The sequence below is a fragment of the Mycolicibacterium chitae genome, from assembly GCF_900637205.1.
In the GTDB taxonomy this organism is placed as follows: domain Bacteria; phylum Actinomycetota; class Actinomycetes; order Mycobacteriales; family Mycobacteriaceae; genus Mycobacterium; species Mycobacterium chitae.
The window spans coordinates 1,717,623-1,733,385 of the sequence record NZ_LR134355.1; the positions used below are offsets into that span (position 1 = coordinate 1,717,623).

9 protein-coding genes are annotated in these 15,763 nt (G+C 71.8%); 7 read left to right on the top strand and 2 right to left on the bottom strand.

The features are described 5' to 3' along the window. The first annotated feature begins 39 nt into the window (after nt 1-39). The 4 genes from EL338_RS08220 to EL338_RS08235 are packed head-to-tail and all read left to right on the top strand — an operon-like array spanning nt 40 to nt 11,129. A complete protein-coding gene (locus tag EL338_RS08220) occupies nt 40-5,226 on the top strand; it encodes a non-ribosomal peptide synthetase (RefSeq protein ID WP_126336741.1) in 5,187 nt (1,728 codons plus the stop codon). After that, nucleotides 5,223-9,650, top strand: coding sequence for a non-ribosomal peptide synthetase (locus EL338_RS08225; protein ID WP_126333313.1), 4,428 nt, complete (start codon nt 5,223-5,225; stop codon nt 9,648-9,650). Before EL338_RS08220 ends, EL338_RS08225 begins: the two co-directional genes overlap by 4 nt. Beyond that, nucleotides 9,647-10,939, top strand: a complete 1,293-nt coding sequence (mbtG, locus tag EL338_RS08230; RefSeq protein ID WP_126333314.1) for an NADPH-dependent L-lysine N(6)-monooxygenase MbtG — start codon at nt 9,647-9,649, stop codon at nt 10,937-10,939. Before EL338_RS08225 ends, mbtG begins: the two co-directional genes overlap by 4 nt. Then, the gene (locus EL338_RS08235) at nt 10,917-11,129 is read left to right on the top strand and encodes an MbtH family protein (RefSeq protein WP_126333316.1); all 213 of its coding nucleotides are present in this window, start codon (nt 10,917-10,919) and stop codon (nt 11,127-11,129) included. The genes mbtG and EL338_RS08235 overlap by 23 nt, the downstream gene beginning before the upstream one ends. 1 nt (nt 11,130) lies before the next feature. On the opposite strand, the gene EL338_RS08240 is transcribed toward EL338_RS08235, so the two are convergent. Beyond that, complete coding sequence (locus tag EL338_RS08240; RefSeq protein WP_126333318.1) at nt 11,131-11,439, bottom strand: type II toxin-antitoxin system VapB family antitoxin; 309 nt, start codon at nt 11,437-11,439, stop codon at nt 11,131-11,133. A gap of 152 nt (nt 11,440-11,591) precedes the next feature. On the opposite strand from EL338_RS08240, the gene hrcA reads away from it, so the two are divergent. From hrcA to EL338_RS08255, 3 genes are read left to right on the top strand one after another with little or no spacing between them, the layout of a single operon-like run. Continuing rightward, nucleotides 11,592-12,635, top strand: coding sequence for a heat-inducible transcriptional repressor HrcA (hrcA, locus tag EL338_RS08245; protein WP_126333319.1), 1,044 nt, complete (start codon nt 11,592-11,594; stop codon nt 12,633-12,635). Between the two features lie 41 nt (nt 12,636-12,676). Further along, entirely contained in the window at nt 12,677-13,828 is a 1,152-nt protein-coding gene (gene dnaJ, locus EL338_RS08250; RefSeq protein ID WP_126333321.1) for a molecular chaperone DnaJ, read from the top strand. A gap of 18 nt (nt 13,829-13,846) precedes the next feature. Then, entirely contained in the window at nt 13,847-14,590 is a 744-nt protein-coding gene (locus tag EL338_RS08255; protein ID WP_126336742.1) for a 16S rRNA (uracil(1498)-N(3))-methyltransferase, read from the top strand. Here the strand turns inward: EL338_RS08255 and EL338_RS08260 are convergent. After that, a complete protein-coding gene (locus EL338_RS08260) occupies nt 14,587-15,705 on the bottom strand; it encodes a GGDEF domain-containing protein (RefSeq protein ID WP_126333322.1) in 1,119 nt (372 codons plus the stop codon). The genes EL338_RS08255 and EL338_RS08260 overlap by 4 nt on opposite strands. Nucleotides 15,706-15,763 lie beyond the last annotated feature (58 nt).

Consider the following 15,763-nt stretch of genomic DNA (forward strand, 5'->3'; position numbering starts at 1 on the left):
GTGACTGAAACCTCCCTCGAAGACCGGCGTCTCGAGTTGATGCGACGCAAGCTGAGCGAACGTGGGCTGTCGAACTCCGCCGGCGCCGACACGTCGTCGCCGGATGCCGTCGACCGGCTCTCCGACGGTCAGCTGCGGATGTGGTTCATGCAGGCCGCCGATCCCAGCGGCGCGCTGCTGAACATCTGCGTGTCCTACCGGCTGACCGGCGTCGTCGACGCCGCCAGACTGCACGAGGCCGTTGACGCGGTCGCCGCCCGGCACAGCATCCTGCGCACCACCTACCACGCCGACGAGAACGGCGAGCCGCATCCCAGGGTGGACCCCGACCTGCGCCCGGGCTGGGCCAGCCACGACCTGGCCGAGCTCTCCGAGCACGCCCGGCAGCTGCGCCTCGAGGTGTTGGCCCAGCGCGAATTCGCCGCGCCCTTCGACCTGACCAAGGACTCGCCGCTGCGGATCACGTTGGTGCGCACCGGACCCGACGAGCACGTGCTGCTGCTGGTCGCCCACCACATCGCGTGGGACGACGGCGCCTGGCGGGTGTTCTTCGGCGACCTGACCCGCGCCTACGGCGGCGCGCAGCTGGACCCGGAACCGCGCCGCGCCGGCGGGGCCGCCCCCGACACGGTCGACGACGACATCGCCTACTGGCGGACCGTGATGGCCGACATGCCCGAGCCGCTGGAACTGCCCGGGCCCAACGGCTCTGCGGTGCCGAGCAACTGGCGCTCGTCGCGCAGCACCGTCCGGCTCTCGGCCGACACCGCGCAGCGCATCGCCGAGCTGGCCAAGGACGCCGGCTGCACGCCGTACATGGTGCTGCTCGCGGCGTTCGGCGCGCTGATCCACCGCTACACCCACAGCGACGACTTCCTGGTGGTCACGCCGGTGCTCAACCGGGACGCCGACGCCGAGGACACCATCGGCTACTACGGCAACACCGTGGCCATGCGGCTGCGGCCGACCGCGGCGCTGACCTTCCGCGACCTGCTGAACCAGACCCGGGACACCGCGCTCGGGGCGTTCGCGCACCAGCGCGTCAACCTCGACCGGATGGTCCGCGAGCTCAACCCGGACCGGCGCCACGGCGCCGAACGCATGACGCGGGTCAGCTTCGGCTTCCGCGAACCCGACGGCGGCGGCTTCTGCCCGCCCGGGGTCGAGTGCCACCGGGCCGAACTGCGCGGGCAGCTGACCCAGCTGCCGCTGGGCTTCATGGTCGAATTCGACCGCACCGGCGCGCTGGTCGAGGCCGAGCACCTGGTGGAGATCCTGGAGCCGGCGCTGGCCGAGCAACTGCTGCACCACTTCTCGGTGCTGCTCGACGGGGCGCTGGCGGCCCCGGACACCGCGCTGGGCCGGTTGCGCGTGCTCGACGACGCCGACGCCGCCTGGCTGAACGAGATGTCGCACGGCGAGCGGTTCGAGACCCCGCCGGCCACCCTCGGGGACCTGGTGACCGCGCAGGTGCAGCGCACCCCGGACGCGGTCGCGGTGGTCTACGAGGGCCGCCGCTACAGCTACCGCGAGATCAACGAGTCGGCCAACCAGGTGGCGCACTGGCTCATCGAGCAGGGCATCGGCGCCGAGGACCGCGTCGCGATCCTGCTGGACAAGTCGCCCGAGTTGGTCATCATCGCCCTCGGTGTGGTCAAGGCCGGCGCGGTATACCTGCCGGTGGACCCGACGTACCCGCAGGACCGGCTGAACTTCATCCTGGGTGACTGCGACGCCAAACTCGTTGTCCGCGAACCCCTCACCGGCCTCGACAAGTACCGCACCGACGACCCCACCGACGCCGACCGGGTCCGCCCGCTGACCCCGGACAACACCGCCTACCTGATCTACACCTCGGGCACCACCGGGCAGCCCAAGGGTGTGCCGGTGTCGCACCGGCCGATCTCGGAGTACTTCGTCTGGTTCCAGGGCGACTACCAGATCGACGAGAACGACCGGCTGCTGCAGGTCGCCTCGCCCAGCTTCGACATCTCCATCGGCGAGGTGTTCGGCACCCTGGCCTGCGGTGCGCGCATCGTCATCCACAAGCCCGGCGGGCTCAACGACATCGGCTACCTGACCGACCTGCTGCGCGACGAGGGCATCACCGCGATGCACTTCGTGCCGTCGCTGCTGGGGCTGTTCCTGTCGCTGCCCGGCGTCAACCAGTGGCGCACCCTGCAGCGCGTCCCGATCGGCGGTGAACCGCTGCCCGGCGAGGTGGCCGACAAGTTCCACGCCACCTTCGACGCCATGCTGCACAACTTCTACGGGCCCACCGAAACCGTGGTCAACGCCAGCCGGTTCAAGGTGCAGGGCAAGCAGGGCACCCGCATCGTGCCGATCGGCAAGCCCAAGATCAACACCCAGATCTACCTGCTCGACGACGCGCTGCAGCCCGTCCCGGTCGGCGTGATCGGCGAGATCTACATCGGCGGAACCCATGTCGCCCACGGCTATCACCGCCGGCCCGGCCTGACCGCCGAACGGTTCGTCGCCGACCCGTTCACCCCCGGTGGGCGGCTGTACCGCTCCGGTGACCTGGCGCGCCGCAACGCCGACGGCGACATCGAGTTCGTCGGCCGGGCCGACGAGCAGGTCAAGATCCGCGGCTTCCGGATCGAACTCGGCGATGTCGCCGCGGCGATCTCGGTGGACCCCAGCGTGGGGCAGGCCGTCGTCGTCGTCAGCGATCTGCCGCAGCTGGGCAAGAGCCTGGTGGGCTACCTGACCCCGGTGGCCGGGGAACCGCTGGAATCCGTTGACGTCGACCGGATCCGCACCCGGGTCGCCGCGGCGCTGCCGGAATACATGGTGCCGGCCGGCTATGTGGTGCTCGAGGAGATCCCGATCACCACGCACGGCAAGATCGACAAGGCCGCGCTGCCGCAGCCCGAGATCGTCTCGGCGACGGCGTTCCGCGAGCCGGAGACCGCGACCGAGCGGCAGGTGGCGGCGCTGTTCGCCGAGCTGCTCGCCCGCGACCGGGTCGGCGCCGACGACTCGTTCTTCGACCTCGGCGGGCACTCCCTGCTGGCGACGAAACTCGTTGCGGCCGTGCGCTCGGCGTGCGGGGTGGACATCGGGGTGCGCGAGATCTTCGAGCTGGCCACGGTCGCCGCGATCGCCCGGCACATCGACGCCGTGGCCGCCGGCACGGCCGGACCGGCGCGGCCGCGGCTGGTGCCCGTCCCGCACGACGGGCCCGCCCCGCTGTCGGCCTCGCAGCTGCGCAGCTGGTTCACCTACCGGGTCGAGGGCCCCGGCGTGGTCAACAACATCCCGTTCGCGGCCCGCCTCAACGGGCCCGTGGACACCGAGGCCATGCGCGCCGCGATCGGTGACCTGGTGGACCGCCACGAGATCCTGCGCACCACCTACCGCGAGATCGACGGCGTCCCCTATCAGATCATCAACCCCGCGGCCGGCCTGCCGGTGCGCGTCGAGGACGGCACCGGCGCGCAGTGGATCACCGAGCAGCTGGACCGTGAACGCGCGCACATCTTCGACCTGGAGAACGAATGGCCGATCCGGGCCGCCGTGCTCCGCGCCGACGATGCCCACGTGCTGGCGCTGACCATGCACCACATCGCCGGTGACCACTGGTCGGCCAACGTGTTGTTCACCGATCTGCTGGTCGCTTATCAGGCGCGCTGCGCCGGCGAACGCCCGCACTGGGCGCCGCTGCCCGTGCAGTACGCGGACTTCGGCGTCTGGCAGGCCGAGCTGCTGGCCGAGGACGCGGGAATCGCGGGGCCGCAACGGGATTACTGGGTCGAGCAGCTGCGCGGCCTGCCCGAGGACATCGGCCTGCGCCCGGATCATCCGCGCCCGCCGGTGCTCAGCGGTGTGGGCGAGGCCGTCGCGTTCGACGTCGACGCCTCCACCCGGTCGAAGCTGGCGGCGCTGGGCGCCGAGCTCGGCGTCACCGAGTTCATGATCCTGCAGGCCGCCGTGGCCGTCGCGCTGCACAAGGCCGGCAGCGGGCTCGACATCCCGATCGGCAGCCCGGTGGCCGGGCGCACCGAGGCCGAACTCGATCAGCTGATCGGGTTCTTCATCAACATCCTGGTGCTGCGCAACGACCTGCGCGGCAACCCGACGGTGCGCGAACTGCTCGGTCGCACCCGGGACATGGCGCTGGCCGCCTACGCAAATCAGGACCTGCCGTTCGACCAGGTGGTCGACGCGGTGAGCCCGGTGCGGTCGCTGTCGCGCAACCCGCTGTTCGGTGTCGTCGTGCACGTGCGCGAGCAGTTGCCCGTGGACCGGGTCATCGATCCCGGCACCGACGGCGCCGGCCCCACTACGTTTACGGCGCTCGAGCCGGACTTCGACGCCGCGCACGCCGACCTGCAGTTGAGCTTCTTCGCCGGCGAGGACGGCTACCGCTGCCACGCCATCTACCGCTCGGAGCTCTACGACCGCGGCACCATGACGCGGTTCACCGAGTGGCTGGGCCGTGTCGTCGACGCGTTCGCCGCGAACCCCGACGCGACCCTGCGCGACATCGACGTCATCGATCCGGCCGAGCGGCACCGCATCCTGGCGGAGTTCAGCGGCGTCGGGGACGCCCGGGCCTACGTGCTCGACGAGACATTGCAGCCGGTGCCGGCCGGGGTGGTCGGCGACGTCTACACCGGCGGCGGGCCGCTGGCGGCCGCCCGGTACGGCGGGGCCGGCGACACCGCGGCCCGCTTCGTGGCCAATCCCTTTACCGACCAGGCCGGTTCGCGGCTGTACCGCACCGGCGAGCGCGGCCGGTGGACCAGCGACGGGATCCTGGAACTGCTCGAGCGGGCCGGGGCGGCGCCGGCGGCCGCACCGGCGGCGACGCCACGCTCGGCCGAACCGCCGAGCACCGCCACCGAACGCACGCTGGCGGCCATGCTCGAGGAGGTCCTCGACGTCACCGACGTGGGACGCCGCGACGACTTCTTCACCCTCGGCGGCGACAGCATCCTGGCCGTGCAGCTGGCGGCCCGGGCCCGCGACGCGGGGCTGAACCTCAAGGCCCGGATGGTGTTCGAACATCCCGTCCTGCAGGAGCTCGGCGAGGTCGTGGACAGCGCCCCGGCCCCCGCCGATCAGGGCGCCGCCGCGGCCGCTGAGGAGGCGGCGGACACCCGGCACGCGCCCATGGCCGCCTCGGGCCTGTCCTCCGACGAGTTGGCCGAACTCACCGCGTCCTGGGGGACGCCCAACGGTCAGAACGGGTCCCAGTGACCTCCACTGACCAGAACAAGGGCGCCCCCGCGATCGAGGACGTCATCGCGCTGAGCCCGCTGCAACAGGGGCTGTTCTCGATGACCACCCTGGCCGGCACCGACCCCGACGGCCGGCCGGACCCCTACGTCATCGCGATGGCCGCCGACGTGACCGGCACCCTGGACGCGGGGCTGCTGCGCGACTGCGCGGCGCTGATGCTGGCGCGCCATCCGAACCTGCGCGCCAGCTTCTTTCGCGGCAACCTGAGCCGCACCGTGCAGGTGATCCCGGCCGCCGTCGAGGTGCCGTGGACCGAACGCACGGCGTCGGGCGACGAGGAGGCCGCCGCGCTCGAGGCCGCCGAGCGGGCCCGGCCGTTCGACCTCGAACACGGCCCCGCCATCCGGTTCCTGCTCATCGAACTGCCCGAGCAGCGGTGGCGGCTGGCGGTGATGGCGCACCACATCATCATCGACGGCTGGTCACTGCCGCTGTTCGTCGGCGAGCTGATCACGCTGTACCGCGCCGGCGGCGACGCGGCCGCACTGCCGAATTCGCCCCGCCCGTACCGGGATTACATCGGCTGGCTGGCGTCCCGCGACCAGCAGGCCAGCCGCGCGGTGTGGCAGCGCCACCTCGCCGGGCTGGCCGGCCCGACGCTGCTCACGCCGGCGCTGACCGACGTCGAGCCCACGCCCGGACTGCCGCGGCGCACCGAGGTGCGGCTGGACCGGGCGGCCACCACCGCGCTGGCCGAGGCCGCCCGGGCCCGCCGGGTCACCCTGAACACTCTGGTCCAGATGGCCTGGGCCGCAGTGCTCTCGGTGTTCACCGACCGCCACGACGTGGTCTTCGGGATGACGGTGTCCGGTCGGCCCGACGAACTGTCCGGGGTCGAATCGATGGTCGGCCTGTTCGTCAACACCGTCCCGCTGCGGATCTCGCTGGACCCGCGGCGCAGCGTGGGGGAGCAGTGCACGGCGCTGCAGCGCACCGCCGCCGAACTGCGCGAGCACAGCTACCTGGCGCACAACGAATTGCGCGGCCTGGCCGGCGTCGGCGAACTGTTCGACACCCTGCTGGTCTACGAGAACTTCCCGCCCGGCGGGCTGGTCGGCGGCGGCGAATTCACCGCCAACGGTGCGACCTTCACCCCCGCCGCGCTGGAGAGCCTGTCGCATTTCCCGGTGACCATCGCCGCGCACCTGACCGACGGTGAGCTCACCGTGCTCGTCGAGACCCTCGAGGGCGCGCTGGGTCCCGTCGACGAGGCCGAACTCGGTCGCCGGGTCATCGCCACCGCCGAGGATCTGATCACGCAGTGGGACAACCCGCTTCGCGACGTCAACAGCCTGTTCGCCGAGGAGGCCGAGGCGATCCGCGCCGCGGCCCGCACCGGCCCCGACACCGCCGCGATGGCGGGCTCGCCGGTCGCCGCAGGGGTGCACCTGCGGTTCGCGCAGATCGCCGCGCGCCACCCCGACGCCGTGGCCCTGAGCCACGCCGACGGCGAACTCAGCTACGCCGAACTCGACCGCGCCGCCGACCGGCTGGCCGCCGCTCTGGTGGCGCGCGGCGTCGCCGACGAGGCGCCGGTGGCGATCAACCTGCCGCGCGGCCCGCAGTACGTGATCGCGATGTTCGCGGTGCTCAAGGCCGGCGGGATGATCGTCCCGCTGGACCCGGCGATGCCGGCCGAGCGGATCGCCGACATCATCGACCAGAGCGCCGCGCGGGTGGTCATCGACGCCGACTGGCCCGCCGAGAGCCCGGAGCCGCCCGCGGACTACCGGCCGGCGCGCACCGGCCCCGAGCACGCCGCCTACGCCGTCTTCACCTCCGGCACCACCGGAAAACCCAAGGGCGTCATCGGTACTCACGGCGCGGTGCTGTCGTATGCGGCCGACCACGCCGAGAACGTGCTGCGGCCCGCGGCGACCCGGCTGTCGCGGCCGCTGCGCATCGCGCACGCCTGGTCGTTCACCTTCGACGCGGCGTGGCAGCCGCTGGCCGGGCTGCTCGACGGGCACAGCGTGCACATCGTCGGGGACGCCGTCCAGCGCGACGCCGACGCGCTGGTGGATGTCATCGACCGGCACGGGGTGGACCTGATCGACACCACGCCGTCGATGTTCGCCCAGCTCTACAACGTCGGCCTGCTCACCCAGGTGCCGCTGACGGTGCTGGCCCTCGGCGGCGAGGCCATCGGCATCGGCACCTGGCGCAACATCCGCGCGGCCTGCGAGCGCACCGGCATGACCGCCTACAACTGCTACGGGCCCACCGAGACGACGGTCGAGGCCGTCGTGGCGGCCATCGCCGATCATCCGCAGCCGACCATCGGCCGGCCCACCACCGACACCCGCGCCCAGGTGCTGGACTCCTGGTTGCGTCCGGTGCCCGACGGGGTGGCCGGGGAGCTGTACCTGTCCGGTGCGCAGGTGACCCGCGGCTATCTGGGCCGCCCCGCCGAGACGGCCGGCCGGTTCGTCGCCGACCCCGCCAACCCCGGCGCGCGGATGTACCGCACCGGAGATGTGGTGCGCCGCAACCCCGATGCGACGCTGCAGTACCTGGGCCGCTCCGACGACCAGGTCAAGATCCGCGGCTACCGGGTCGAGCCCGGCGAGATCACCGCGGTGCTGCTGACCCATCCGCTGATCCAGACCGCCCACGTGGCGGTCCGGGCGCACCGCAGCGGCCCGCGCCTGATCGCCTACGTCGCCACCGGCGGCACCGAAGTGCCGGTCGCCGAGGTCCGGGCCATGCTGACCACCCGGCTGCCGCGCTACCTGGTGCCGCACCGCATCGTGGTGCTCGACGAGTTGCCGCTGACCTCGCACGGCAAGGTCGACGAGCGGGCGCTGGCGGCTGCGGACGGTGACATCGATGACGGACCGGTCGCGAAACCGGAGACCGAGACCGAGGCCGCGTTGGCCGAGGTGGTCGCCGAACTGCTGGAGACCCCCGTCGTCGACGTCGCCGCCGACCTGCTGTCGATGGGCCTGGACAGCATCGTCGCGCTGTCGGTGGTGCAGGCCGCGCGCCGGCGCGGAATTCCGTTGCGGGCCAGGCTGATGCTGGAGTGCGGGTCCATCCGCGAACTGGCCGCCGCCATCGACGCCGAAGTCGAGAGCACCGCGGCCACCGTCGACAACGCGACCGACGGCAGCCCGATCCCGGTGTTGCCCAACGTGCATTGGCTCTACGAGTACGGCTCACCGCGGCGGCTGGCCCAGACCGAGGCGATCCGCCTACCGCAGGGCACCACCGGTGCGCAGCTGCGCGCGGTCCTGGCCGCCATCGTCGCCGGCCACGAGGTGCTGCGCTGCCGCCTGGACCGCGCGACCATGACGCTGGTACCCGATCCCGAACCCGCCGACGTGTTCAGCGAGGTCGACGCCGGCGCCGACCTGGCCGCCACCGTCGTCGAGCAGACCGCCAAGGCGGTGGAAAGCCTTGACCCGGAACGGGGTCGGCTGCTCTCGGCGGTCTGGGTCCGCGAGGACGGCGGGCCCGGCGTGCTGGTGCTCACCGCGCACGTGCTGGCGCTCGACCCGGCGTCGTGGCGCATCCTGATCGGCGAACTCGACGCGGGCTGGCACGCGCTGGCCGACGGGCATCAGCCCGTGTCGGTGCGGGAACACACCGGTTACCGGCAGTGGTCGCACCGCCTGGGGGAGCGGGCGCTCAAGCTCGACACCTGCGAGTTCTGGGTGTCGCAGCTGCGCGGACCGGATCCCGACCTCGGGGCCCGGCGGATCCGCCCGCAGACCGACCGCGCCGCACACCTTCAGGTCAGCCTGTCGATGAGCGGCCGCGAGGTTGCCGAGCGGCTGGTGGGAGCGGCGGTGCCGATGACCGATCTGTTGGCTGCCGCGGCCTCGCGGATGGTGACGGCTTGGCGGCACCGGCGCGGTCAGGACAGCCCGACCCCGTTGTTGGCGTTGGAAACCCACGGCCGCGCCGAGGCCGTCGTCGACCCCGACGGCAGCACCGACATCGGCGAGACCGTCGGTTTGTTCAGCGCCATCTACCCGGTCCGGGTCGCCCCGGAGCCCGGCCTGCCCCGGATCCCCGGTGACGGCATCGACTACGGCCTGCTGCGCTATCTGCGCGCCGACACCGGCGCACAGCTGCGCGAGCATGCCGAGCCGCAGATCATGCTGAACTACCTGGGCCGCACCGAGGCGGCGCGGGGCGGGTCGGCCGAACTGGACCGCACCCTGCTCGCCGGCGCCTCGCTGCTGCCGGAGCCGGAACTGGCGGTGCTGCACGAGCTCACCGTCACCGCCGCGGTCATGCTGGACGCCACCGAGGCGCCGGTGCTGGCCACCCAGTGGCGGGCGCTGCCCGATATCTTCACCGCCGATGACATCGCCGTCCTGCAGTCGTTGTGGGAGGACGCACTCAGTGACGTGGCAAGGGAGGTCGCATCATGACCGGCACGCTGGCAATCATCGGCGCCGGACCCAAGGCGGTCGCGGTGGCCGCCAAGGCCGCCGTCCTGCGCGACATGGGTGTCGCGGTGCCCGACGTCGTCGCCGTGGAACGCAGTGCGGTGGCGGCCAATTGGCAACCGGCCGGCGGCTGGACCGACGGCAACCACCGATTGGGCACCGGACCGGAGAAGGACGTCGGGTTCCCGTACCGGTCCTCGCTGGTCCCGCGGCGCAACGGCGAACTCGACGAGCGCATGATGCGCTACAGCTGGCAGTCCTACCTGGTGGCCACCGGGCAGTTCGCGGAATGGATCGACCGCGGCCGCCCCGCCCCGGCGCACCGCAAGTGGGCGCAGTACCTCAAGTGGGTCGCCGACAACGTCAACATGAACGTGCTGCGCGGCGAGGTCACCAGCATCGGGGTGGACGGCCGCCGCTGGGCGCTGGGCACCGACGGCACCACGATCCGGGCCGACGCGGTGATGGTCACCGGACCCGGCCAGCCCGAGCGGTCGATCCTGCCCGGCAACCCACGGGTGCTCTCGATCGCCGAGTTCTGGCATCGCGCCGCGGCCCACGAACGCATCAGCGCCGAGCGGGTGGTGGTGATCGGCGGCGGCGAGACCGCCGCGGCCATCCTCAACGAGCTTTTCGCGCACCGAGTCTCGACCATCACGGTGATCTCGCCGCAGGTGACGCTGTTCACCCGCGGTGAGGGGTTCTTCGAGAACACGCTGTTCTCCGACCCGACGCACTGGTCGGGTCTGACGCTGGCCGAGCGCAAGGACGCCATCGCGCGGACCGACCGCGGGGTGTTCTCGGCGCGGGTGCAGGACGCGCTGCTGGCCGACGACCGGATCCGGCACCTGCGCGGCCGGGTGGCCCACGCCGTGGCCCGCGACGAGCAGATCCGGCTGACGCTGCACAGCGACCGCGCCGGCGAGTCGCTGGAGACCGTGCACGGTTTCGACCTGGTGATCGACGGTTCGGGCGCCGACGCGCTGTGGTTCACCGAGCTGTTCAACCAGGACGCGCTGGACCTCATCGAGCTGGGGCTCGGCGGCCCGATGACCGGCGAGCGGCTGCAGGAGTCGGTCGGCTACGACCTGGCGGTCTCGCATCTGACCCCGAAGCTGTTCCTGCCCAACCTGTCCGGACTCAACCAGGGTCCCGGATTCCCGAACCTGAGCTGCCTGGGACTGCTGTCCGACCGGGTGCTGGGCGCCGAGCTGACCGACAACCACGACCGCGCGAGTAGGAGAAGCTATGAGCACCAACCCCTTCGATGACGAGAACGGCACCTTCTACGTGCTGGTCAACGACGAGGAACAGCACAGCCTGTGGCCGGCCTTCGCCGAGCTGCCGGCCGGCTGGCGCAGCGTGTTCGGCGAGGCCTCGCGGGCCGACTGCCTGGCCTACGTCGAACAGAACTGGAGCGACATCCGGCCGCGGACGCTGCGCGAGGCCCTGCGCGGATAGTTCAGGCCGGGGCCAGCAGGTCCATGTCGAACAGCCGCGCGTGCAAGATCGTGCGGTTGCGCAGCGCCGCCCGCACGGCGCGGTGCAGGCCGTCCTCGAGGTAGACGATGCCCTGCCACTTCACGGCGTGTGGGAACAGATCGCCGTAGAACGTCGAGTCCTCGGACAGCAGCCGGTCCAGCGCCAGCACCGTGGTGGTGGTCACCAGCTCGTCGAGGCGGATCTGCCGGGGCGGGATCTTCGACCAGTCGCGGTGGGTCAGGCCATGGTCGGGGTAGGGCTTCCCGTCCCGGACACCCTTGAAAATCATTTCCAGCGTCGTCTTCCCGCATGCCCCCAGCTCGACATGTACCCCTTGAGGCTAGCCGGTGATCGGCCCGCCGAACGGCCCGGATCGTAAAATGGGCTACACCGGTCGTGGTGGCCGGTTGTGTCACGCGCTAGAGAAGGGTGGGTCCGGGCATGGGCAGTGCCGACGATCGTCGCTTCGAAGTGCTTCGCGCCATCGTGGCCGACTTCGTGTCGACCAAGGAGCCCATCGGCTCCAAGTCGCTGGTGGAGCGACACAATCTCGGTGTCTCGAGCGCCACGATCCGCAACGACATGGCGGTCCTCGAGGCCGAGGGGTACATCGCCCAGCCGCACACCAGCTCCGGGCGGGTGCCCACCGAGAAGGGCTACCGGGAGTTCGTCGACCGCCTCGACCACGTCAAGCCGATGTCCTCACCGGAACGCAAGGCCATCCTGAGCTTCCTGGAATCCGGCGTGGACCTCGACGATGTGCTGCGCCGCTCGGTGCGCCTGCTCGCCCAGCTGACCCGCCAGGTCGCGGTGGTGCAGTACCCGACCCTGTCGTCGTCGACGGTGCGGCACGTCGAGGTGGTGGCGCTGTCGCCGGCCCGGCTGCTGCTGGTGGTGATCACCGATTCGGGCCGGGTGGATCAGCGCATCGTCGAACTCGGCGACGCCATCGACGAACATCAGCTCGGCCAGCTGCGCGACCTGCTCGGCAAGGCCCTCGACGGCAAGAAGATGGCCGCGGCCTCGGTGGCGGTGGCCGACCTGGCCAGCCAGCTCGACGGCACCGGCGGGCTCGGCGACGCCGTCGGGCGCTCGGCGACGGTGCTGCTCGAGTCGCTGGTCGAACATCGTGAGGAACGTCTCCTCACCGGCGGGACGGCGAACCTGACGAGCAACACCGCGGACTTCGGCGGCTCGCTGCGCTCGGTCCTCGAGGCGCTCGAGGAGCAGGTCGTGGTGCTCAAGCTGCTGGCCGCCAAGCAGGAGGCCGGCAAGGTCACGGTGCGCATCGGGCACGAGGCGCAGGTGGCCTCCGGTACCGAGCAGATGGCCGGGACGTCGGTGGTGTCCACGACGTACGGCACAATGGACACGGTCTACGGCGGCATGGGCGTGCTCGGACCCACGCGGATGGATTATCCGGGCACCATGGCCAGCGTCGCCGCAGTTGCTCTATACATCGGTGAGGTTTTGGGCACCCGGTAACGGCGCCCGCCCGGCTAGTCAGAGAAGTGTGGGGAACACGAGTGGCACGCGACTACTACGGTCTGCTCGGCGTGAGCAAGGGCGCCAGTGATGCGGAGCTCAAGCGGGCCTACCGCAAGCTGGCCCGGGAGCTGCATCCCGACGTCAACCCCGACGAGGAGGCGCAGGCCCGGTTCAAAGAGATCTCGGTGGCCTACGAGGTACTGACCGATCCGGAGAAGCGGCGCATCGTCGACCTCGGCGGTGACCCGCTGGACAGCGCGGGCGGCAACGGCGCCGGGTTCCCCGGCGGCTTCGGCGGCCTCGGCGACGTTTTCGAGGCGTTCTTCGGTGGCGGCACCGCCTCGCGCGGGCCCGTCGGCCGGGTCCGTCCCGGCTCGGACTCGCTGCTGCGGCTGCGGCTGGACCTCGCCGAGTGCGCGACGGGTGTGACCAAGCAGGTCACCGTCGACACCGCGGTGCTGTGCGACCGCTGCCACGGCAAGGGCACCCACGGCGACTCCAAGCCGGCCTCCTGCGACACCTGCGGCGGGCTGGGCGAGGTGTCCAGCGTGCAGCGGTCGCTGCTGGGCCAGGTGATGACCTCCCGGCCGTGTCCCACCTGCCGCGGGGTCGGCGAGGTGATCCCCGATCCGTGCCACCGCTGCGGCGGCGACGGCCGGGTGCGGTCCCGCCGGGAGATCAGCGTGAAGATCCCCGCCGGCGTCGGCGACGGCATGCGGGTGCGGCTGGCCGCCCAGGGCGAGGTGGGCCCCGGCGGCGGCCCGGCCGGCGACCTGTACGTCGAGGTGCACGAGCAGGCCCACGACATCTTCGTCCGCGAGGGCGACCACCTGCACTGCACCGTCGAGGTACCGATGGTCGACGCGGCGCTGGGCACCACGGTGGCCGTCGACGACATTCTCGACGGCGCGGTCGACATCGTCATCCCGGCGGGCACCCAGCCGGACGCGGTGATCACGCTGCGCGGCCACGGCATGCCGCATCTGCGCTCCGGGGTCCGCGGCGACCTGCACGCGCACGTCGACGTGGTGGTGCCGGCCAAGCTCGACCCGGCCGACACCGAGCTGCTGCGCCAGCTCAAGGAGAACCGCGGCCGCGACGTCGCCCAGATCCGCTCGGCCGCCGCGGCCGCTCAGAACAACGGCGGCGGCATCTTCAGCCGGCTGCGCGAAACCTTCTCCGGCCGCTGACACCGGAGGGTGGCCCCGATCTCCCACGCGCTGTTCTACGTCGACCACGTTCCCGACGTCGGTGGGATCGCCGTCGTCGACGGCGACGAGGGGTTCCACGCCGCGACGGTGCGCCGACTGCGACCCGGTGAGCACATCGTGCTCGGCGACGGCGTCGGCGAGTTGGCCGACTGCGTCGTCGAGGGCACCGCGAAACGCGAACTGACCGCCCGGGTGCTGGCCCGCCGCAGCGTCGCGGCGGCGCGGCCGTCCGTCACCGTGGTGCAGGCCATCCCCAAGTCGGAACGCTCCGAGCTGGCGGTCGAGTTGGCCACCGAGGCCGGCGCCGACGAGGTCATCGCCTGGCAGGCTGCGCGCTGCGTCGCCCGCTGGGATGATGCCCGCGCGGACAAGGGATTGCGACGCTGGAGCGCGGTGGCCCGTTCGGCCGCCCGGCAGTCCCGCCGAGCCCACATCCCGGCGGTGGCCGGCCCGCTGCGCACCGCCGACGTCGTCGCGCGGGCGGCGGGGTGCGATGTGGTGCTGGCGCTGCACGAGGCGGCGGATACCGCACTGACCGAACTCACCGAACTGCCTCTGGCACAGGCGGATTCGATCATGCTGATCGTCGGTCCCGAGGGCGGCATCACCGACGACGAGATCGCCGCCCTGACCGGGGCCGGTGCGCACGCGGTGCGGCTGGGCCCGACGGTGTTGCGCACCTCGACGGCGGCCGCGGTCGCACTCGGCGCGCTCGGCGTACTGACCCCGCGCTGGGGTTAGCCGGTGTCCTCGGTCTCGTCCGGGTAGCCGTCCAGGCAGGCCGGTCGCTCGCAGACCGCGTACTGGGCGCGGTTGCCGCCGGCCCGGCGCGCGTCGTACATCACCTTGGTGCCCAACGCGATCAGCTCGTCGAGCAGTTCATACGGCGGGCAGGCCGCCAGCCCGGCCATCGGGGTGCACACCACGCCGATGCTGGTGGTCAGCCGCAGCGGCGTGCTCCGGATGGCGCTGCGGATCCGTTCCACCAGGGCGCTGGCGTCCGGTGCGGCGAAGCTGTCGGCGACCAGGAATTCGCTGTCGGTGATGTGGGCGACGACGGCGTCGCGGCGGGTGGTCTCGCGCATCGCCCGCCCGGCGGCGATGCGCGCCGAGGTGGCGTGTGCGGGCGCGAGCAACGCGAAGTTGTCCAGGCTGACCACGACGATCACCAGGTGGCGGTCGTCGACGCGGCTGCGGGAGGCGATGAACGTCCCGGCGGCCTCGTAGAACGCCGACCGGTTCAGCAGGCCCGTCACCGGCTCGAGGTCGCCGCCGACCGTGGCCTCCCCGAGCATCTGCACGAAGGCCTGACAACCCGCCGTCGCCGACAGGATGATCACCAGCACCGCGGTGATCATCCCGGCGCCCCAGATCGGATCCCCGGCCGCGGTCAGTCGGACGAACGGGATGGCGCCGACCAGCAGCGTGGCCAACAGCATGCTGAACACGTGCCGCGCGCTGTGGAAGAACACCAGGTAGCCGCCGATCCCGGCGAACGCGCAGGTGGCGAAGATGCCGCTGACCGGGTTGGACTGCACGAGCGCGACCGCGGTCACGGAGATCGACGCGAGCGTGACGAACAGCAGCGACTGTTGCCGGCTGGGCCAGTGAGCCCGTCGCCACCACAGCGCCAGCCCAATGGCCACCAGCGCCGCGACCAACGAGATGGCCACGTTGACCGGGCCGTGCGGGCCCGCGGGGGAGAAGATCATGAAGATCGGCAGGATGGCCAGGCTGCCCACCAGCGCGGACACCACCCGGGTGGCGGCCACCTCGGCCCCGCGGGCCGCCAGCAGCGCCGTGATCCAGTAGTAGTGATCGGGTTGCCGTAGCCAGACACGCAATGTCCGAATCATGACAGTGGCGCTGCTCCTCCGACCGTCGTCCGCACCGCAACGGGACGGACGTGCAACT